The sequence below is a fragment of the Ruegeria sp. YKSD179 genome (assembly GCF_059612885.1).
In genome coordinates this window covers 20,937-41,205 of sequence record NZ_JBXWRL010000039.1, presented here as the reverse complement: position 1 = coordinate 41,205, position 20,269 = coordinate 20,937, and the positions used below count along the sequence as shown (strand labels likewise).

General features: G+C 53.5%; 18 protein-coding genes. 14 read left to right on the top strand and 4 right to left on the bottom strand.

The window, feature by feature from the left end; all coding sequences use genetic code 11:
* The first annotated feature begins 29 nt into the window (after window positions 1-29).
* The 4 genes from AC2FNE_RS17170 to AC2FNE_RS17155 are packed head-to-tail and all read left to right on the top strand — an operon-like array spanning window position 30 to window position 5,711.
* On the top strand, window positions 30-1,934 hold the full coding sequence (locus AC2FNE_RS17170; RefSeq protein ID WP_170603334.1) for an extracellular solute-binding protein: 1,905 nt from the start codon (window positions 30-32) through the stop codon (window positions 1,932-1,934).
* Window position 1,935: 1 nt separating this feature from the next.
* Complete coding sequence (locus AC2FNE_RS17165; RefSeq protein ID WP_170603336.1) at window positions 1,936-3,030, top strand: microcin C ABC transporter permease YejB; 1,095 nt, start codon at window positions 1,936-1,938, stop codon at window positions 3,028-3,030.
* Complete coding sequence (locus tag AC2FNE_RS17160; RefSeq protein WP_170479108.1) at window positions 3,031-4,137, top strand: ABC transporter permease; 1,107 nt, start codon at window positions 3,031-3,033, stop codon at window positions 4,135-4,137.
* Window positions 4,134-5,711: an ABC transporter ATP-binding protein gene (locus AC2FNE_RS17155; RefSeq protein WP_496805869.1), complete on the top strand. Its 1,578-nt coding sequence runs from the start codon at window positions 4,134-4,136 to the stop codon at window positions 5,709-5,711. Before AC2FNE_RS17160 ends, AC2FNE_RS17155 begins: the two co-directional genes overlap by 4 nt.
* A 21-nt stretch (window positions 5,712-5,732) precedes the next feature.
* On the opposite strand, the gene AC2FNE_RS17150 is transcribed toward AC2FNE_RS17155, so the two are convergent.
* Both AC2FNE_RS17150 and hemN read right to left on the bottom strand, forming a co-directional pair.
* Window positions 5,733-7,664 (bottom strand): elongation factor G, encoded by a 1,932-nt coding sequence (locus tag AC2FNE_RS17150; protein WP_170603340.1) that lies wholly within the window; start codon window positions 7,662-7,664, stop codon window positions 5,733-5,735.
* A 187-nt stretch (window positions 7,665-7,851) separates the two neighbouring features.
* Window positions 7,852-9,207 (bottom strand): oxygen-independent coproporphyrinogen III oxidase, encoded by a 1,356-nt coding sequence (gene hemN / locus AC2FNE_RS17145; RefSeq protein WP_170603342.1) that lies wholly within the window; start codon window positions 9,205-9,207, stop codon window positions 7,852-7,854.
* A 61-nt stretch (window positions 9,208-9,268) separates the two neighbouring features.
* Between hemN and fnrL the strand changes: the two genes are divergently transcribed.
* Both fnrL and AC2FNE_RS17135 read left to right on the top strand, forming a co-directional pair.
* Entirely contained in the window at window positions 9,269-10,012 is a 744-nt protein-coding gene (fnrL, locus tag AC2FNE_RS17140) for a transcriptional regulator FnrL (protein WP_170479100.1), read from the top strand.
* Between the two features lie 46 nt (window positions 10,013-10,058).
* On the top strand, window positions 10,059-10,313 hold the full coding sequence (locus tag AC2FNE_RS17135; RefSeq protein WP_170603344.1) for a GlsB/YeaQ/YmgE family stress response membrane protein: 255 nt from the start codon (window positions 10,059-10,061) through the stop codon (window positions 10,311-10,313).
* A gap of 52 nt (window positions 10,314-10,365) precedes the next feature.
* Here AC2FNE_RS17135 and AC2FNE_RS17130 read toward each other — a convergent pair whose 3' ends face one another.
* Window positions 10,366-11,205: a universal stress protein gene (locus tag AC2FNE_RS17130; protein ID WP_170479096.1), complete on the bottom strand. Its 840-nt coding sequence runs from the start codon at window positions 11,203-11,205 to the stop codon at window positions 10,366-10,368.
* 196 nt (window positions 11,206-11,401) lie between these two features.
* Here AC2FNE_RS17130 and ccoN point away from each other — a divergent pair, with 196 nt between their 5' ends.
* From ccoN to ccoP, 4 genes are read left to right on the top strand one after another with little or no spacing between them, the layout of a single operon-like run.
* Window positions 11,402-13,009: a cytochrome-c oxidase, cbb3-type subunit I gene (gene ccoN / locus AC2FNE_RS17125; RefSeq protein WP_496805868.1), complete on the top strand. Its 1,608-nt coding sequence runs from the start codon at window positions 11,402-11,404 to the stop codon at window positions 13,007-13,009.
* A 14-nt stretch (window positions 13,010-13,023) separates the two neighbouring features.
* Window positions 13,024-13,752: a cytochrome-c oxidase, cbb3-type subunit II gene (gene ccoO / locus AC2FNE_RS17120; RefSeq protein WP_170603348.1), complete on the top strand. Its 729-nt coding sequence runs from the start codon at window positions 13,024-13,026 to the stop codon at window positions 13,750-13,752.
* A gap of 10 nt (window positions 13,753-13,762) precedes the next feature.
* On the top strand, window positions 13,763-13,948 hold the full coding sequence (locus AC2FNE_RS17115; RefSeq protein WP_170479091.1) for a cbb3-type cytochrome oxidase subunit 3: 186 nt from the start codon (window positions 13,763-13,765) through the stop codon (window positions 13,946-13,948).
* The gene (ccoP, locus tag AC2FNE_RS17110; protein ID WP_170479089.1) at window positions 13,945-14,808 is read left to right on the top strand and encodes a cytochrome-c oxidase, cbb3-type subunit III; all 864 of its coding nucleotides are present in this window, start codon (window positions 13,945-13,947) and stop codon (window positions 14,806-14,808) included. Before AC2FNE_RS17115 ends, ccoP begins: the two co-directional genes overlap by 4 nt.
* A gap of 150 nt (window positions 14,809-14,958) precedes the next feature.
* Here the strand turns inward: ccoP and AC2FNE_RS17105 are convergent, their stop codons facing one another.
* Entirely contained in the window at window positions 14,959-15,117 is a 159-nt protein-coding gene (locus AC2FNE_RS17105) for a hypothetical protein (protein WP_170479087.1), read from the bottom strand.
* Between the two features lie 101 nt (window positions 15,118-15,218).
* Here AC2FNE_RS17105 and AC2FNE_RS17100 point away from each other — a divergent pair, with 101 nt between their 5' ends.
* From AC2FNE_RS17100 to AC2FNE_RS17085, 4 genes are all read left to right on the top strand, one after another.
* Window positions 15,219-16,094, top strand: a complete 876-nt coding sequence (locus AC2FNE_RS17100) for a LysR family transcriptional regulator (RefSeq protein ID WP_170603350.1) — start codon at window positions 15,219-15,221, stop codon at window positions 16,092-16,094.
* 99 nt (window positions 16,095-16,193) lie between these two features.
* The gene (gene ccoG, locus AC2FNE_RS17095) at window positions 16,194-17,621 is read left to right on the top strand and encodes a cytochrome c oxidase accessory protein CcoG (protein WP_170603352.1); all 1,428 of its coding nucleotides are present in this window, start codon (window positions 16,194-16,196) and stop codon (window positions 17,619-17,621) included.
* Window positions 17,622-17,623: 2 nt separating this feature from the next.
* Window positions 17,624-18,082, top strand: coding sequence for a FixH family protein (locus AC2FNE_RS17090; protein ID WP_496805867.1), 459 nt, complete (start codon window positions 17,624-17,626; stop codon window positions 18,080-18,082).
* Window positions 18,083-18,086: 4 nt separating this feature from the next.
* Window positions 18,087-20,264: a heavy metal translocating P-type ATPase gene (locus AC2FNE_RS17085; RefSeq protein ID WP_496805866.1), complete on the top strand. Its 2,178-nt coding sequence runs from the start codon at window positions 18,087-18,089 to the stop codon at window positions 20,262-20,264.
* Window positions 20,265-20,269 lie beyond the last annotated feature (5 nt).

Here is a 20,269-nt window from a genome sequence, read left to right as displayed (position 1 = left end):
ACCGTGATAGACACCAGAGGATGAGCACTATGATCTCCCTTTCGCCATCAACGCGCGTTTCAAAATTCCGGCCATGGGTGGCGGTTTTGGGTTTGTCTGCAACCGTTCTGTCAGGTGACCCAGCGCTGGCGTCAGAAGACAAGGTCACAAGCAGTCACGGATATTCCTATTTCGGGAATCTGGACTACCCGGCGGATTACACTCATCTGAACTATGTTAACCCAGATGCGCCCAAAGGCGGGGAGTTGTCTTTGGCGGCTTCGGGCACGTTCGATTCGCTCAACCCCTATTCCCGCAAGGGCCGCTCTGGTGCGTTGACGACATTGCAATACGATCGTCTGATCGAAAGTTCTGACGACAGCGTAGGGCAGTACTATGGGGTTCTTGCAGAAAGCCTGGAGTATGATGAGGGGCGCAACTACGTCATCTTTCACATGCGCCCGGAGGCAAAATTCTGGGACGGGACACCGGTCACCGCCGAAGATGTTGTTTACAGTCATAGACTGTTTATTGAACAGGGCCTCCCTTCTTACGCGCAGGCTGTAGGTCGGATGGTCACCGGTGCCGAAGCTTTGGACGATCACACCGTCAAGTTCACATTTAACCCAGAAGTTACAAGACGAAGCCTGATCGAAACGGTGGGTGCTACTCCTGTTTTCTCGAAAGCTTGGTTCGAAGCTGACGAATCTCGCAGGTTGGACGAACCTCGGCTCGAGGTTGCCGTTGGCTCCGGGCCTTACCAGCTGGATAGTTACGACATTAACCGACGCATCGTTTACAAGCGACGGGACGACTATTGGGGCAATGATGTTCCTTTCAATCGCGGGCGAAACAATTTTGACATTATCCGGGTAGAATACTTCGCGGATCAAACGGCTGCCTTCGAAGGTTTCAAGGCCGGAGAATACACGATGCGCATCGAGAGTGACCCAAAACTTTGGGCCACCGGATATAATTTCCCGAAGCTGAACGAAGGATCAGTGGTTCGAGACGAAATTCCTGACGGCAGCCCACCGACGCCTTCTGGGTTTGTGTTCAATCTTGGTAAACCTCAATTTACCGACAAGAACGTCCGCGAGGCTTTGGCTTTGGCATTTAATTTTGAGTGGACAAACGAGTCTCTTTTGTTTGGGCTGAATTCTCCTCGGAACTCCTTTATCCAAGGTACTCCGCTAGAGGCCACAGGTATTCCGCAAGGGGCCGAATTGGCTTTCCTGGAAGGTCTGGGTGATGTTGTTCCGGCGGATTTCCTAGCAGAAGAAGCAGTAGTCGTTCATGAATCGAACTCGGCGCGCTTGAACGATCGTCGGAACCTACGCAAGGCGTCTAAAGCATTGGACGAGGCAGGTTGGCCTGTTGGCGAAGGTAATCTGCGTCGCAATGCCGAGGGGCAGACACTAAAAGTCAACATACCATACCCGTCCAACCTCCCGACCTCGACCGCGACGATGATCGAGACCTATGTTCAGAACCTTCAGGCTCTGGGCGTGGATGCCTCGGCAGAAAAAGTCGACCCGGCCCAATACACCTTGCGTAGCCGTGAGCGGGACTACGACATGGTTTACTCAACCCGCTATGGATCGTTTTTGTCCACGGGTGGAGGCCTGAGCCAAATGTATGGATCAGAGGAGGCGGCATTCAGCCTTTTCAATCCGGCTGGTCTGGCAAGTCCATTGGTCGATGCAATTATCGAAGCATCCTTCGAAACCGACAATCAGGCTGATCAAGATGCGGCCCTGATGGCATTGGACCGAGCATTGCGTTACGAATTCTTCGTAATCCCAGTGGGGTACATCGCTGACTATTGGACGTCCTATTACGACATGTACGAGTATCCGGAAAACTTGCCCCCTTTCAGCCTTGGATATCTGGATCTGTGGTGGATCAACCCAGAAAAAGAGGCCGCTCTGAAAGCCAAAGGCGCGCTTCGATAACATGGGCGCCTATATCCTAAGACGTCTGCTGCTGGTCATTCCGACACTGCTGGGCATTATGGTCGTAAACTTCACGTTGGTGCAGTTCGTTCCCGGTGGGCCAATCGAACAGATTATTGCGCAGATTGAGGGTCAGGGAGACGTGTTCGCCGGGTTTGCCGGCGGTGGCGATGCCGGTGCAAGCGCCGAACCCGGAGGTGGCGTCTTTGACGACAAATATGTCGGGGCAAGGGGGCTGCCGCCCGAGTTCATAGCGGAGCTTGAAAAGGAGTTCGGTTTCGACAAACCGCCCCTTGCGCGGTTTCTAAGCATGATGGGCAATTATCTAACGCTCGATTTTGGTGAGAGTTATTTCAGGTCGATCAGCGTGATCGACTTGGTTTTGGAGAAGATGCCGGTTTCGATCTCGCTGGGTCTTTGGTCAACCTTAATTGCGTATCTGGTTTCGATTCCTCTGGGTATCCGCAAAGCCGTTAGGGATGGATCGCGGTTTGACACCTGGACCAGCGGCACGATCATCGTTGCTTATGCAATTCCCGGCTTCCTGTTTGCCATTTTGCTGCTGGTGTTGTTTGCAGGCGGATCTTATTGGCAGATTTTCCCGCTGCGTGGGCTGACATCCGACAATTGGGACAGCCTTAGCCTTTTGGGCAAAATAGCGGATTACTTCTGGCACATTGCGCTGCCTATTATCGCTCTGACAATCTCTGCCTTTGCTACACTGACCTTGCTGACCAAGAACTCGTTTCTTGATGAGATTAAGAAACAGTACGTTATGACCGCGCGTGCGAAAGGTTTGTCAGAGGGCAGAGTTTTGTATGGCCATGTTTTTCGCAACGCTATGCTGATCGTAATCGCCGGTTTCCCAGCGGTATTTATCGGTGTTTTCTTTGGCGGTTCGATCATAATCGAAACCATCTTCTCGCTTGATGGCTTGGGGCGGCTTGGGTTCGAAGCCGCGGTTGCGCGTGACTACCCGGTGATCTTTGGTACGCTTTTCATTTTCGGCCTTATGGGGCTGGTTGTGGGGATTATCAGCGATCTGATGTATGTGCTGGTTGATCCGCGCATCGATTTCGAAAAGCGGGAGGGGTAGATGGCTCTTTCCCCTCTCAATCAACGCCGCTGGCGCAACTTTCGCCGCAATGGACGGGCTTTCTGGTCGTTGATCATTTTCTCAGTTTTGTTTGGCGTGTCACTCTTCGCGGAATTCATCGCTAACGATAAGCCAATTTTGGTGAAGTACAGGGGTGAGTTCTACACGCCGGTTTTCAATTTTTATGCGGAAACAGAATTCGGCGGCGATTTCCAGACCGAAGCGATTTACAGAGACCCCGAGGTTCAGTGCCTTATTGACAGCGGTGGGCTGGACCAATGTTTCGATGACCCGGAGGGGATCATTGAAGAAATCCAGCAAGGCACGTTCCAGGCCGAAGGATTTGAGCGAGGCTGGGCCATTTGGCCGCCTATTCCTTATTCCTTCAACACCAGTGTGGACCGCCCTGGGGCCGCTCCTTTGCCGCCCAACGGACAAAACCTGCTAGGGACCGATGACACTAAAAGGGATGTCCTGGCGCGTGTTATCTATGGTTTTCGCCTGTCGATCTTATTCACATTGATAGTCACGGGCGCAGCCAGCCTGATAGGAGTTTTCGCAGGCGCAATCCAAGGATTTTTTGGTGGTTGGCTGGATCTGATTTTTCAACGGATTATCGAGATATGGTCGGCGACACCGTCTCTTTATGTAATCATCATTATGTTCGCGGTTCTTGGGCGAAGTTTCTGGCTACTGGTGATCCTAATGATCCTGTTCTCGTGGACTGGGTTGGTCGGCGTGGTCCGAGCGGAATTCCTACGAGCAAGAAACCTTGAATACGTGCGGGCCGCACGGGCGCTGGGCGTGGGGAACATGACAATCATGTTCCGGCACATGTTGCCCAACGCGATGGTTGCGACTTTGACTTTCATGCCTTTTATCGTGACAGGGACCATAGGCGGGCTTGCCTCGCTGGACTTTCTTGGTTTTGGCCTGCCGTCATCGGCCCCTTCGTTGGGTGAATTGACCTTGCAGGCTAAACAAAACCTTCAGGCCCCATGGCTGGCTTTCACCGCCTTTTTCACCTTTGCCATTATGCTGTCCTTACTGGTGTTCATATTTGAGGGCGTCCGCGATGCGTTTGATCCCAGAAAGACTTTTTCATGAGCTTGCTGGACGTGAATAATCTCAACGTTTCGTTCCGGCAGGACGGAAAGATATCGGCCGCGGTCAAAGCTGTCTCGTTCACTGTGGATCGTGGCGAAACCGTTGCGCTGGTTGGGGAATCAGGCTCGGGGAAATCTGTGACCGCTCTGAGCACCGTCTCGCTTCTAGGCGATAGCGCGGTTGTCGAAGGTTCGGTCACGTACGATGGCCAAGAGATGATAGGTGCATCCGAAGACCGCCTCATGCAGGTACGAGGCAACGACATCAGTTTCATTTTTCAGGAACCGATGACGTCGTTGAACCCATTGCACACAATCCAAAAGCAGATGGCCGAGTCTCTGGCCTTGCATCAGGGCGTTTCGGGAGATACCGCGCGTGAACGGATTGTCGAGCTCTTGACCAAGGTCGGTATCCGCGATCCCGAAGAACGGCTGGACAGCTATCCACATCAGTTGTCAGGTGGCCAACGGCAGCGTGTCATGATTGCAATGGCCTTGGCTAACAAGCCGGATATTTTGATTGCAGATGAACCAACCACTGCATTGGACGTGACGATTCAAGCGCAGATTCTCGACCTGTTAGCCGAATTACAGAAATCCGAGAATATGGGGATGCTGTTCATTACCCACGACCTAGTCATCGTGCGTCGGATTGCCGATCGGGTTTGCGTAATGAAGGATGGCGAAATTGTCGAGACTGGCCAAACTTCCGAAATATTTGATAATCCGCAGCATCCGTACACGCGTAAGTTACTGGCAGCGGAACCTTCAGGCAGCCCCGAACCAGTAGACGCAGACGCAGAAGAAGTGACCCGGACAGATCACCTGAAGGTTTGGTTCCCAATTCAGCGCGGATTTCTGAAGCGGACCGTCGGATATGTGAAAGCGGTCAACGACGCGACGCTGAGCGTGCGCGCCGGCGAAACGCTGGGCATAGTTGGGGAAAGCGGCTCGGGTAAAACAACTTTGGCATTGGCAATCATGCGTTTAATCGCATCTGAGGGCGGAATTACCTTTCGCGATCAGGATGTTCGTAGCTGGTCCACGCGTGAGTTGCGCCGCCTACGCAAGGATATGCAGATAGTGTTCCAAGACCCTTTCGGGAGCTTGAGTCCGCGCATGACATGTATGCAGATCATTGCGGAAGGTTTGGCAATCCATAAGGTAGACCCGGGCCGCCAACCCCGTGAGTTGGTTGCGGACGTGATGACCGAGGTTGGTTTGGATCCAGCAACAATGGATCGTTATCCACATGAGTTTTCCGGTGGGCAGCGTCAGCGCATTGCAATAGCCCGCGCGATGGTGCTACGCCCGAAATTGTTGGTTCTTGATGAGCCAACAAGCGCGTTGGACATGACCGTTCAGGTGCAGATTGTTGATCTGCTGCGTGATCTGCAACGCAAATATGGTCTGGCTTATTTGTTTATCAGCCATGACCTTAAGGTTGTCCGGGCGATGTCACACAATGTCATTGTAATGCGGAATGGCGACGTAATTGAAATGGGCACTGCCGACGCATTGTTCGAGAATGCTCAGACTGAATATACTCGCGAACTGATTTCAGCGGCGGGCTGAACACGGCCCGCCAAACTGGGATCAAGCGCTGGCCATCTTTTCCTTTTCCGCCGATTTGGGAACAGGGCCGCGCAATTCTTCGTAATGATCGAATTGCAATTTAACCCAACCGGTTCCGCGGGTTGCGCTGGCTAGAGTTCGATGCAATTCATCTTCGGCGACAGCAGGAAGTTGCGCGTTGAAGATCTCCCAACCGGAAGCGTTCGGATTTCCTTCGAATCCCAATACCTGCCCTTGCAACGAACTGATGGTGGGCACGAGATCGCCAACAAAATCGGACGGCAAATGGATTTCTGCATTCAGAATTGGTTGCAACACAACAGGCTTGGCCTGCGGCAAAGCCTCGCGTACTGCGTTTTTACCAGCAGTCCGAAACGCATAGTCAGAGCTGTCGACATTGTGGTGTTTACCGTCACTCAACGTTACTTTTACATCCACCACTGGGAAGCCTTCGGGACCTTGTACCAGAGCGTCCTTGGCGCCATGTTCGACTGATGGAATGTAGTTTTTCGGCACCGCGCCGCCTTTGACTATTTCTTCGAACTGAAAGCCAGATCCGCGGGGTAGTGGAGCAATTGAGATCACGACATCGGCAAATTGCCCCGCACCTCCTGACTGCTTGCGGTGGCGATGGCGATGTTCAATCGGCGCGCGGATCGTTTCGCGGTAGGCGGTTTCGACTGGATCTGCGGCAATTTCTATACCGAAATCCTCTGACAGTTTTGCGGTAACCCGGCGCATATGCTGAGGTCCCTGAGAACCTAGAACCGCGTGACCGCTTAACTCGTCTTGCTCCAGATACAGCCCAGGATCGATTTCTGCCATACGGCTGAGCGCGTTTGAAAGGCGAACGTCGTCACGCTCGTGTGCGGGCGAAACGACCTGACGGTGCGCAACCGGATGCGACGACGCCCATTCCGGCAACGGTGTCGCCAATTTACTGTCATAAAGATTGCCAGGGTTAAGGTGGTCCGACTTTACGGCCAACCCGATCTGACCTGCCTCAAGCGAGCCGATTTGAGTTTTGGCATCAAGTGTCGTCAGGTTACCGACTGTTTCACCGCCCAAAGACTCGTGTGCCTTGACACCATCACCCAATCCCCGAAGAACGATGATTTTTCCGATATGTTTCTTCACGTCGGCAAAACCAGCGATAGCGCGTGCGTTTTCTTCCGCTTCGTCGCGCCCCGCAGCGATGTCGAACTCAGGCGCCTCGTGACGCAATGCTTTCATCAGTCGCGTCAGACCATTGCCATGGCTTGCGGCACCAAGGCACGCTGGGATCAGCTGGTGCCTTTGCAATACCTGCGCAGCCAAATCGTAGACTTCGGCGCTGGGCGGTTGTTTGTCCTCGATCAGCTGTTCCAGTAAATGATCGTCGAAATCGGACAAAGTCTCTAGTAATTCTGTGCGGGCTTCCTGCTCGCGATCCTCGACTGATTTGGGCAGCTCGATCAAAGCCGAAGGCTGGCCCTCTTGATACTTCCAAGCGCGTTCCGAGATCAGGTCAACAGCGCCAACGATCGTGTCGCCTTCGCGGATTGGAACTTGCCGCAAGGCGATATGGTGCGTGCAGTATGTTTGGAGCGCCGCGATAATGTCACGAATGCGGCCGTTCGGATTGTCCATCCGGTTAATAAAGAGGAAGCACGGTATACCTGCCTCTTCCACCAACCGTAGGTAAGGAGCGCATAGAACTGCGGCATCCGGGTCAGGTGGAACGACCACTACAGCGGCGTCTGAAATGGCCATTGCAGGGCCAACGTAGGCCAGCGCGTCGCCGCCTCCGTCCACATCAATCGCGCACCAGGGCTCGTCCAGGTAAGAAAAACCGTGCAGGTGCACGGTTCCGGAAACATCGAATGTGGTGGGCCGCCCGTCGAGGCGGCTGATAGCCTCGACCAGAGTGGATTTGCCCGATTGGCTGGGGCCGAGGACGGTGAAAACGCGCATGAGTGCTGTCCCTCTTTCAAGTTGCATCATAGCTGCACGAAAAAGGCGGTCCGACACTGTGCGTCGGGCGGAACTGTCTGCAGATTTGCCTGCCTCAGGCCGTGGAATGTTGGATTTCCCACGTTCTGAGTGTGGAGAAAATCAGAGGTACACGTCAAGCCCCTGCAGATTAGGCGGTAAAACAGCTTTAAATTGCAGAACTATGGCCAGCTTTGCTTAGGTCATATGCGTCAAATTTACGGGCGATCATGCGGGTCAGTGCGCGAGCTTCGGGCGGAATGACAAGTCCTGCGTCACTAACATTTAGCAACCCATCAAATTCAGCGTTCACCGCATCGTACATCTGGATCAATTCAGAGCTGGTAACATCATGATCCCGCAAAATCTCGGTTGAATCGATTTGGAAATCGCACATTAATGCTTCGATCATGCGGGCCCGAAGAATGTCGCGACCCTTGAATACATGCCCACGCGCTGTCGAAAAGCGTTCAGCACGGATGGCTTTGATATAGGCTGACGTGGCAGCGGCATTCTGTGCGTATCCTTGTGGAAAGCGTGAAATCGAGCTGGCACCCAACCCGATTAGAACCGGAGCATCGTCGTCCGTATAACCCTGAAAATTCCGTTTCAGGCGCCCGGTGCGTTGCGCACGGGTCAGGCCGTCGTCCTTTGTCGCGAAGTGATCTATCCCAATTTCAGCATAGCCATCCCATAAAAACAGGCGCCGCGCGGTTTCGAATAAATCCAGCCTTTGCTCGGGCGTCGGTAATGCGTCCGAAGGTATCATCTGTTGGCGTTTTGCCATCCAAGGAACGTGAGCATATCCATACAAGGCTACCCGGTCTGGTGACAGTGACAGAAGTTTCTGGACGCTTTCGGTCATCCGTGACTTGGATTGGTTCGGTAAACCAAAGAGAATGTCGGCGTTCAGGCTCGAAATCCCCCTCGCTCGGATCATGTCTACTGCACGGCGAGTGGTGTCATAACCCTGAATACGACCGATTGTCTTCTGAATCTCTTCATCAAAGTCCTGAATTCCTATCGAAGCGCGGTTCATGCCCGCTTCGGCCAGTGTATCCAAGCGGGCCTCATCAATCTCGTTTGGGTCGATCTCAACTGAGAACTCACCGCAGCGTCCCAAAGGAACCGTTTCTTGAATGCGCGCCGCCAGATCTCGCATTAGCTCAGGCTTCAACAAGGTTGGCGTTCCGCCACCCCAGTGCAGCCGCGACAGTGTCACACCCTTTGGCAGCCGTGCAGCGAGCAAATCCAGCTCGGCTTTCAGAACATCCACATAGGCAATTACTGGATTGTCCGTTTGGGTTCCCTGCGTTCGGCAGGCGCAAAACCAGCAAAGCCTGCGGCAAAAAGGCACGTGAATATAAAGTGATATGGCGCTGTTCGGTCTTATGCCCGATATCCACGCGCCAAATGTGTCGGAATCCACGTCATTGCTGAAATGTGGGGCTGTCGGGTAACTTGTATAACGCGGTACTTTAGCGTCAAAAAGTCCAAGCTTTGCCAATTGCGGTTTTACTATCATGGCAATCCCGGTATACCGGAAGTCGCTCTGGTACTTTGACCGAGATCAATTGGGAATGTGAATGACACTCAAGGCCCTGTATGAGCATACAAATTGCGAAGAGTGCCCCATAAGGCATCGGGCCGTATGCGCGCATTGTGAAAAAGACGAACTCGAAGCGCTGGAAAAGATCAAATACTATCGCAGTTTTGAAGCCGGTCAGACGATTATTTGGTCAGGTGATCCAATGAACTTTGTTGGTTCGGTCGTATCTGGTATCGCCTCTCTGACACAAACCATGGAAGACGGACGCACGCAGATGGTCGGCCTGTTGCTGCCAAGCGATTTTGTAGGTCGTCCGGGCCGCGAAACAGCCCCGTACGATGTACAGGCAACTACTGATGTTGTGATGTGTTGTTTCAGAAAAAAGCCGTTCGAGGAGATGATGGCCAGCACTCCCCATATTGCCCATCGCCTGTTGCAGATGACATTGGATGAGTTGGATGCAGCGCGAGAATGGATGCTGGTATTGGGACGCAAGACCGCGCGTGAAAAAATCGCCAGCCTTTTGTCGATCATTGCGCGCAGGGATGCATCGGTTAACAAGACCGGCATTACTGGACCAATCGTCTTTGACCTTCCGCTAACGCGCGAGGCGATGGCCGATTACCTGGGCTTGACGCTTGAAACCGTAAGTCGCCAGATATCGGCCCTGAAGAAAGATACGGTTATCACCCTTGAAGGTAAGCGCCACGTCACCATACCCGATATGGGCCGCTTGATGGAGGAAGCGGGCGACGATGCCGACGGAGGTTTTCTAGTCTAAGGGCGCAGAAGGGCGCTGCAGAGTTCAATTGCTTCAGGAGAGTTTCATGGAATTTTCTAGCGTTTTGGCGATGCTTTTCATCGGCGCTATTGCTGGTTGGCTATCCGGAAAGATTATGGAAGGACGCGGTTTCGGCCTTATAGGTAATATTATTGTTGGTATCGTTGGCGCGTTTCTTGCCGGCACCGTCTTTCCTGCGCTTGGATTTTCTGTTGGTGGCGGACTATTTTCATCGTTCTTTTTTGCAACGATAGGAGCCGTGATTTTACTGTTCCTAATCGGGTTGGTCCGAAAGGTTTAAACGCGAAATGGCCGCTCAATCTGGCGGCCATCGAACGAGATCGGCACCTGCATCAGTGAGCCATAAAGATCGGGACAGCCGATTGTTCTAACATGTTGCGGGTTGCACCACCCAGAATGGCTTCGCGAAACCGAGAATGACCATAAGCTCCCATCACGATCATGTCGGCTTCTGTATCGGCGGCATGTCGGTTAAGAATGTCCGAAACTCGGGTCATCGTCTTGCTGAGCACGTCGATCTCGCATTTAACACCGTGCCGCGAAAGCATCTGTGACAGCATCCCACCAGGATCAGACCGATCTGGTCCGTGACGTGGCGGGTCGATCACGACAATCCGCGTTAGTTCCGCCTGTTGCAGAAAGGGCAACGCGCGGCGAATGGCTCGCATGGCTTCGACGCTTTCGTTCCAACCGACAAGAACCGTGCTGGGCGTTACAACAGGCTCAATGTCTTCTGGTACAATCAGTACCGGTGCATGTCCTTCGAACAAGGCGGATTCGACAATAGGTTCTGCTTCGGTCCCACAATCCTGTCCATACGGTTTCGGCAGTACGACAAGATCAGAAAACCGGGAACGGTGGGCGACGTGGCGGCCAATATCTGCGATCTGCGCAACGCCATTTTCGGCCGACCATCTAACTCCGGTTTTGCCAAGATAGTCCTTTGCAAAAGCCAGCAAGCTGTCTGCCTCGGCATTTGCCCGGGTCAGTGATTCCTGAAGAATCAGAGCGTTTGCTCCTGCGTAGTAATATCCGGTCTGCGTTCGGTCGACGCCCAGACAGAGAGCTTCGGCATGTGCATCTTGCGCGTCCGCCAAAACGGCGATCTGGGCTAGTGCCGCTCGTGCTTTTTCCGTTTCGGTCATGACCGTGAGAAGAGATTTGTACGCCATCTTGACCTCATTCACTTGGGTAACTTGGATCGCGAGACCAGTTAACCCATTCAATTATTTATGCGTGTCACAGAATTCAGGTTATTGTCTTGATACAGATCAAAGCAGTATTGGCTGCCGTCCGACAGAACTGCAGCCAGTCAAATAAGTTTCGCACGGCACGAGAACCGGGCGAGGCACGGCAAAGGGACGCAACATGTCGAATTACATCAAGCTGATCGTGCTTGGTCTTGTGGTGCTATTTGCAGCCATAGGATCCAATTATGCACGGGATTTGGCGTATCAGGTGCATGCGATTCTGGTGATGCTAATCGCCGCAGGATTGTTCATCTGGACGCTTCGCAACACCGATGAGCCAGATATTATTGTAGATCGCTCGGCGGAATACATGGATGACGTCATCCGATATGGCGTGATCGCGACGGCGTTTTGGGGCGTCGTTGGTTTTTTGGCGGGTACGTTCATTGCGTTCCAGTTGGCTTTTCCCGGGCTAAACTTTGAATGGGCTCAGGGTTATCTGAATTTTGGCCGTCTGCGTCCGCTGCACACGTCGGCGGTAATTTTCGCATTCGGCGGCAATGCACTGATTGCGACGTCTTTCTATGTGGTGCAACGAACCAGTGCCGCCAGATTGTGGGGCGGTAACCTGGCATGGTTTGTGTTTTGGGGTTACCAGTTATTCATTGTTCTGGCCGCGACAGGCTATGTGCTTGGCGGCACACAGTCCAAGGAATACGCAGAGCCTGAATGGTATGTTGATTTGTGGCTGACAGTCGTCTGGGTCGCATATCTGGCCGTATATCTTGGCACGATCGTAAAACGGAAAGAGCCTCATATCTATGTGGCCAACTGGTTTTACCTGGCCTTCATCGTTACGGTTGCAATGTTGCATCTGGTGAACAACATGACAATTCCGGTCAGCATCTGGGGATCGAAATCGGTCATCGTTTGGTCCGGTGTGCAGGATGCTATGATCCAGTGGTGGTATGGTCACAATGCTGTCGGCTTTTTCCTGACCGCCGGTTTCCTGGGGATGATGTACTACTTCATTCCGAAACAAGCCGAACGTCCGGTGTTTTCATATAAATTGTCCATCATCCACTTCTGGGCGTTGATCTTCCTGTATATCTGGGCAGGTCCACACCATCTGCATTACACTGCGTTGCCGGACTGGGCCTCGACGCTGGGCATGGTGTTCTCAGTCGTGCTTTGGATGCCGTCTTGGGGTGGTATGATCAACGGACTGATGACGTTGTCAGGTGCTTGGGATAAGCTACGTACCGATCCGATCATCCGAATGATGGTTATTTCCGTGGGCTTTTATGGCATGTCCACCTTCGAGGGTCCGATGATGTCGATCCGTGCGGTGAACAGCCTCAGCCATTACACCGACTGGACCATTGGCCACGTGCATTCGGGCGCGCTGGGCTGGAATGGTATGATAACCTTTGGTGCGCTGTACTTTCTGGTGCCTGTCCTGTGGAAGCGCGAGCGCCTTTATTCGCTGCAAATGGTCAGCTGGCACTTCTGGCTCGCCACCATCGGCATCGTGCTGTACGCCGCGTCGATGTGGGTTACCGGCATCATGGAAGGCCTGATGTGGCGCGAAGTGGACGCCAATGGTTTCTTGGTGAATTCATTCGCTGACACAGTTGCAGCCAAGTTCCCAATGTACGTGGTGCGCGGTTTAGGAGGAGTACTGTTCCTCGCTGGCTCGGTAATCATGAGCTACAACCTGTGGATGACCGTCCGAAAGGCACCGGCCAAAGAGGCCAGCCTGACCGTCGCGGTCCCGGCTGAATAAGGAGGGCCGGAGCAATGGCAATTCTCGACAAACATAAAATCCTCGAGACCAATGCGACCCTCCTGCTGATCTTCAGCTTTTTGGTCGTTACCATTGGTGGCATCGTTCAAATTACCCCGCTTTTCTATCTTGAAAACACCATCGAAAAGGTTGAGGGCATGCGTCCTTACACCCCGTTAGAGATGGCTGGCCGGGAAATTTATCTGCGCGAGGGCTGCTACGTCTGTCACAGTCAGATGATCCGTCCGATGCGGGATGAGGTCGAACGTTACGGACATTATTCGCTGGCCGCTGAATCGATGTATGACCATCCATTTCAATGGGGGTCAAAACGGACGGGGCCAGATCTGGCCCGCGTTGGCGGCAGATATTCGGACGATTGGCACGTTCGGCACCTGCGAGATGCCCAATCTGTGGTGCCGGAGTCGGTGATGCCAAAATACGGCTTCCTCGAAAACCGAAAGCTGGACGGTGAGTATATCGGCGACATTATGGCTGCAAATGCGGTTGTTGGAACGCCTTATACAGAAGAAATGATCGCGAATGCTAAGGCCGACTTCCGTGCCCAGGCTGACCCGGACAGCGATTATGACGGTCTGCTTGAAAGATACGGCGATAAGGTGAACGTGCGAAACTTTGATGGCCAACCCGAGTTGACCGAAGCGGACGCGCTGATCGCGTATTTGCAGATGCTGGGTACTTTGGTCGATTTCTCGACTTTCACCCCGGACCCGAGCCGCTAGGGAGGGTGCAATGGAAGAATACACAATCCTAAGGCAGTTTGCGGATAGTTGGATGTTGCTGCTGCTCTTTGCCTTTTTCATAGGCATCGTCATCTGGGTTTTTCGCCCAGGTGCCAGCAAAGAGTACAAAGACACGGCGAACATTCCATTCCGCCATGAAGACAAACCCGCCACATCCAAGGAGGCGCGGAAATGAGCAAGACACCTGAAAAACAACCGGGTGATCCGCAGACAACCGGTCACAGCTGGGACGGTCTGGAAGAGTTTGACAACCCGATGCCGCGTTGGTGGCTTTGGACGTTCTACGCGACTATTTTTTGGGGCGTGATTTACACGATCATGTATCCCGCGTGGCCTTTGGTTCAGTCGGCTACAGCTGGTGTCCTGGGGTGGTCTTCACGTGCTTTGGTACAAGAGGAGATGATCGCTTTCCAAGAGGCGAACGCGCCCTTGAACGCGAAGCTTGTAGAAACCCCGTTGGATAGTATCGCAAGCGATGCAGAGCTTCAGCAATACGCCGTAAATGCGGGCGGCGCGGTTTTCCGTACGTGGTGCGCGCAATGCCACGGCTCAGGCGCGGAGGGTGCTTCGGGTTTCCCCAACTTGTTGGATGATGCCTGGCTGTGGGGTGGTACGATGGAAGACATCGAATACTCGGTAGCCTACGGCATCCGCAACGAAGAAAGCGACGATGCGCGGTACTCTGAAATGCCTGCATTTGGCGAAATCCTTGAGCAAGATGAGATAACACAAGTTGTTCAATACGTAATGTCTTTGACAAATGCGCAGACAGATGACGGTGCAGCGCAAGCCGGCGAAGTCGTCTATGCGGACAATTGCGCGGTTTGTCACGGTGAAGACGGTAAAGGCGATGTTACTCAAGGCGCGCCGAACCTGACAGACGCGATCTGGTTGTTCGGCGGAAGTGAGCAGGAACTGACTGAAACGGTTACTTACAGTCGCTACGGTGTGATGCCCGCATGGGAAAACCGCCTGACCGAAGCACAAATCCGAGCAGTTACCGCCTATGTGCATCAGCTGGGCGGCGGCCAGTAACGATATGGAGATACCTTCGGACGGCTTTTCGCCCGAAGGTCTCGGCACCGGTTGTATCATCTGTTCGCGCGTTTCCTGAACAGCCGGTGCCGATTTTTCAAGAATATAACCTAGAACCGATTGGGTCCAGAAACTGGTTTGGTTCGGCAATCACAGATGGCGCAAGTCGATATCGCGTTTTCTTTGCAGCCACCAGTGGCCATTGGGTAGCCAATGTCGTTTCGCACTCTTGCGTCGCGGCGCATCCACGATGGTCGGTGCGTTAATGCGCGTGGCGGTCATGAACGATTTTGCGTAGATCGATAGCATAGAAACTCTCCTGCATGTGTTTGACAACTGCTTTCAAGATTGACCTTTGACGGTAGAAATGCGACTCAATTACTATTTCGATATGTAAGTCTGGATTACATATGAATTGGAAATCACTTCCGCCTTTGACATCGTTGAGAGCATTCGCTGCATTCGCAGAAAAGAAAAATGTTGTTCAGGCCGGAGTCGCGCTAAATGTTAGTCACGCTGCAATAAGCCAGCAATTGCGAGTTCTGGAAGAGCACATGGGAGTCGCGCTGTTGGATCGAAGCGGTAAGACCATGTCGTTGACCGCTGAAGGCGAACACCTCGCCCGCGCTTTGCATCTGGGGTTTGGGGCGATAGGCGTAGCGGTCGAAGAACTCGTCCGATCAGGTTCAGACCGACCGGTGCATGTTTCCCTGACATCTTCATTCGCCGCATCTTGGCTAATGCCTCGGCTTCCTGCGTTTCGCGCAGTCCATCCCGAAATTGGCCTAATTCTGGATCCTTCCCCAGAGCTGGTTGAACTGCGCCCGGGCGGAGTTGATATTGCGATCCGTTACGGTGAAGGCGGTTGGTCAGGTGTCGACTCGCAAATGCTGCTCAGGTCTCCGATGGTGATAGTGGCTGCGCCGGAGCTTTTGGAAGACAAGTCCGACTGGACCCCTGCCGATTTGGCCGAGCTGCCCTGGCTGCAAGAGGTTGGTACAACCGAAGCGTCGATGTGGCTTGCTGGCCGCGGTGCGGAAATTGGGCCGGGTGCAGGCCGTATCGAAGTTCCCGGAAATTTGGTGTTAGACGGCCTAAGGGCAGGGCAGGGGGTCACTATTACTGTGCGACACTTTGTCGAACAGGACATTCTGAATGGTCGAATTGTTGAGCTATACTCAGAGCCAGACGCAGCCGGATACCATATTGTTACGGCCCGATCTCCGATGCGGGCAGAGGTCAAAACATTCGTAGGCTGGCTAAAACGGCAAGCTCGGCAGGTGTGACAAAAGGTGTCTTTGTGATGTGCTTTTGACCCAAATCAAAGTTCTTGGTTGTATGATCTGGAAGAAGTCGCCTGAAAAAGCCAGAACCGGAGCCACCTTGTGAGCGATTCCAACCCAGCCCCGAGCCTTTACGCGGCCAGGGAGCCGATCTTCCCCCGGCGCGTATCCGGGCCATTTCGCAACCTGAAATGGATCATCATGGCGGTCACTTTGGGGATTTACTATCTGACGCCGTGGATCAGGTGGGATCGTGGGCCAAGCCTGCCAGATCAAGCAGTGTTGCTGGATTTGGCGAACCGTCGCTTTTATTTCTTCTGGATCGAGATTTGGCCGCATGAATTCTACTTCGTTGCAGGGCTTTTAATCATGGCGGGGTTGGGGCTGTTTCTGTTCACGTCGGCGTTGGGCCGGGTGTGGTGCGGATATGCTTGCCCTCAAACTGTTTGGACGGATCTGTATATTCTGGTTGAGCGCTGGATCGAAGGCGATCGGAACGCGCGATTGCGATTGCATCGGCAAAAGAAACTGGATCTTAGAAAAGCACGATTGCGATTGACGAAATGGGTAGTCTGGTTGCTGATCGGTCTGGCGACAGGCGGGGCCTGGGTTTTCTATTTCGCTGACGCGCCTACCTTGGCGCGCGATCTGATCACCGGAAACGCGCACCCGATCGCATATACGACCGTACTCATCCTAACTGGCACCACCTTTTTGTTCGGGGGGTTCGCCCGAGAACAGATTTGTATCTATGCGTGCCCATGGCCCAGGATTCAGGCTGCGATGATGGACGAAGACACGCTTGTGGTCGGATATCGTGAATGGCGGGGCGAACCTCGCGGCAAAGGTAAGAGAACTGCTGATTCTGAATTGGGCGACTGCATTGATTGCATGGCCTGCGTGAACGTGTGTCCGGTCGGGATTGATATCAGAGATGGACAACAGTTGGAGTGTATCACCTGCGCACTCTGTATCGATGCCTGCGATGACATGATGGCCAAGATCGGGAAGCCGCGCGGACTGATAGACTACATGGCACTTAGCGACGAAACGCGCGAACGTGCAGGCGAAAAGCCAAGGAATGTCTGGAAGCATATCTTTCGACCAAGAACTATCATGTACACAGCACTTTGGTCGCTCGTTGGGTTCGCAATGTTGTTTGCCTTGTTCATCCGCTCGGATATTGATCTTACGGTCGCACCCGTGCGCAATCCTACTTTCGTTACTTTGTCTGATGGCACAATCCGTAATACGTACGACGTGCGTTTGCGCAACAAACATGGCGAAGAACGTTCATTCAGGTTGTCGCTGGTCGGCGATCCGGCAATGCAGATTGAAATCGAAGGTGTCGAAGGGGAAACCGTATATGTCGCAGCAGACACCGCGCAGTTAACGCGGGTCTACATTGCTGCGTCCAAAGACACCGACCCTGCGGGAGCTGATACAACCTCGGTACGTATTTGGGTTGAAGATCTTGAAAGCGGCGAACGTGCATACAAAGACACAACGTTCATAGGTCGGGGGGACTAGGTATGTCGGAACGGCAGTTCACCGGAAAACACGCTCTGGCTGTGTTTGTAGCGGCCTTTGGCGTGATTATTACGGTTAACCTTTTATTGGCCTATAAGGCGGTCAAGACCTTTCCGGGACTCGAGGTGAAGAATTCCTATGTTGCTAGTCAGGAATTCAATGAGCGCCTACAGAATCAGCAAGCCTTGGGCTGGGATGTTCGGGCGGAGTTCAAAGGCGGGCTTTTGATCCTCCATATCACGGACCAAACAGGATCTCCGGTAAAGGTATCCGATTTGCAAGCGGTTGTGGGACGAGCCACAAATGTGAAGGAAGATTTCTCGCCCGATTTCACATTTGATGGATTAGCGTATGCGGCGCCTGCCGTTCTGGGAGAGGGAAACTGGAATATTCGTCTTTTGGCCACAAACCATGACGGAACAGAATTCGCGCAGCGCATTCCGCTGTATGTGAAAGGTTAGGTCGTTGACGGGGCAGACTTCTAGTAGCGCGGCAGCTTGTCCGGGTTGTATAGCGTCACCTGCTGAGCCTGCGCGAGTTACTCCTCGGGATGCACAAATCGCACTTTCGCTGCCCGGAATTCAGTGCTCGGCGTGTATCGCAACAGTTGAACGCGAACTGAACGCATTTCCTGGTGTCGAAGACGCCAGGGTAAACCTGACACTGAAAAGGGCCATGGTTAAGGCTGCGCCGGATCTGAACGCTAGAGATTTGATACCAGTTTTGGAACGTGCGGGATATGAGGCACACGAATTGGATCCGGGCGCTCTTTCCGCCACGCAGACGGATAAGACCGGGCGGGAATTGCTGATGCGTCTGGCGGTCGCCGGGTTTGCTTCGATGAACGTTATGTTGTTGTCTGTCTCGGTCTGGTCGGGAGCGACCGACGCGACCCGCGATATGTTCCACTGGATTTCGGCTGCAATTGCCCTGCCTGCAATCGCGTTTTCCGCCCAGCCATTTTTTGCAAATGCATGGGGTGCACTGCGTGTTCGAAGATTGAACATGGACGTGCCTATTGTTCTTGCCATTCTGTTGGCTTTGGTGACCTCACTTTGGGAAACTGCGTTAAGCGGAAAGCATGCGTATTTCGACGCTGCGCTGACGTTGACCTTCTTTTTGCTTGCCGGTCGCTATCTGGACTACCGCACGCGCGCGATCGCACGATCAGCGGCAGAAGAACTCACAGCGCTTGAAGTGCCCAGAGCAACTCGGCTTGTTGGGGGGATCGAGGAGGAAGTCGCTGTAGCAGATTTGAAACTTGACGACCTTGTACTTGTCCGCCCCGGTGGGCGAATGCCTGTTGACGGCGAGATTGTCTCAGGTCGGTCAGAGCTGGATCGATCGCTTCTGACAGGAGAAACCACCCCGGTTTTTGCCCAAGAAGGGCTGAAGGTAAGCGCCGGCGAGGTCAATTTGACCGGCCCTCTTACTATTCGCGCAACTGCCGTAGGCGAGGATACGTCACTGCATCAGATGGCGGATTTGGTAGCCATCGCCGAGTCAGGGCGTTCACGCTATACCTCATTGGCGGACAAGGCCGCCAAACTTTACGCGCCGGGCGTGCATATACTCGCCGCTTTCAGTTTTCTAGGTTGGTATGTGTACTCAGGCGATATTCGAACTGCACTGAATGTCGCGGCAGCAGTACTGATTATTACCTGCCCCTGTGCATTGGGCCTCGCTGTTCCTGCCGTGACAACTGCCGCATCAGGTCGTTTGTTTCGAAATGGCATGTTGATCAAGCATGCCACCGCTTTGGAGAGGTTGGCCGAAGTGGATACTGTCGTGTTTGACAAAACCGGTACACTTACAGACGGCAAGCCGGAGGTCACCGATCTGAGTTCGCACTCTGAAGATGATCTGCAGGTTGCGCTGGCTTTGGCTGAAGCATCTGCGCATCCTTTGTCTGTGGCATTGGCCCGAGCCGCACGCGAGGCAGGAATTGAGCCAGCCAATTTGCAAGACATCAAAGAGGTGCCGGGTTTCGGAACCGAGGCCGCATACAATGGTCAGAGGGCCCGCTTTGGTCGTGCGGCTTGGACTGGCGGGGAGGCTGAAAATGTGACGGCGGCTTGGTTGGCAATTGGAGATCAAAAGCCGGTGGCGTTTTATTTTTCCGATAGTTTGCGCAAAGGTGCGGCAGAGGCCGTGTCAGCTTTCCAATTGGCGGGAAAAGTTGTCATGCTGATATCGGGCGACACACAGGGTGCGGTGGAAAATCTCGCTAACTGGCTGGGAATTCATGCGTGGGAGGCGGAAGCATTGCCCCAGGACAAAGCAGCAAGAGTTCAGGAGATGGGCGATCAGGGCCGCCGCGTTCTCATGGTCGGTGATGGCTTGAACGATACAGCAGCATTGGCTGCCGCACATGTGTCGATTTCACCTGCGTCGGCGTTGGATGCCGCTCGGGTGGCATCTGACATTGTGTTGCTTGGAAACGATCTTTCCCCGATTTCGGAGGCTTGCCAAACAGCGAATACGGCAACACGACGTATTCGTGAGAATTTTCGGATCGCCACGGTATATAACGTTATTGCTGTCCCGTTGGCGGTGGCAGGGTTGGCAACCCCATTGATCGCAGCTTTGGCAATGTCGGCATCTTCGATTACAGTATCACTGAACGCACTGAGGTTAAGGTGAACTGA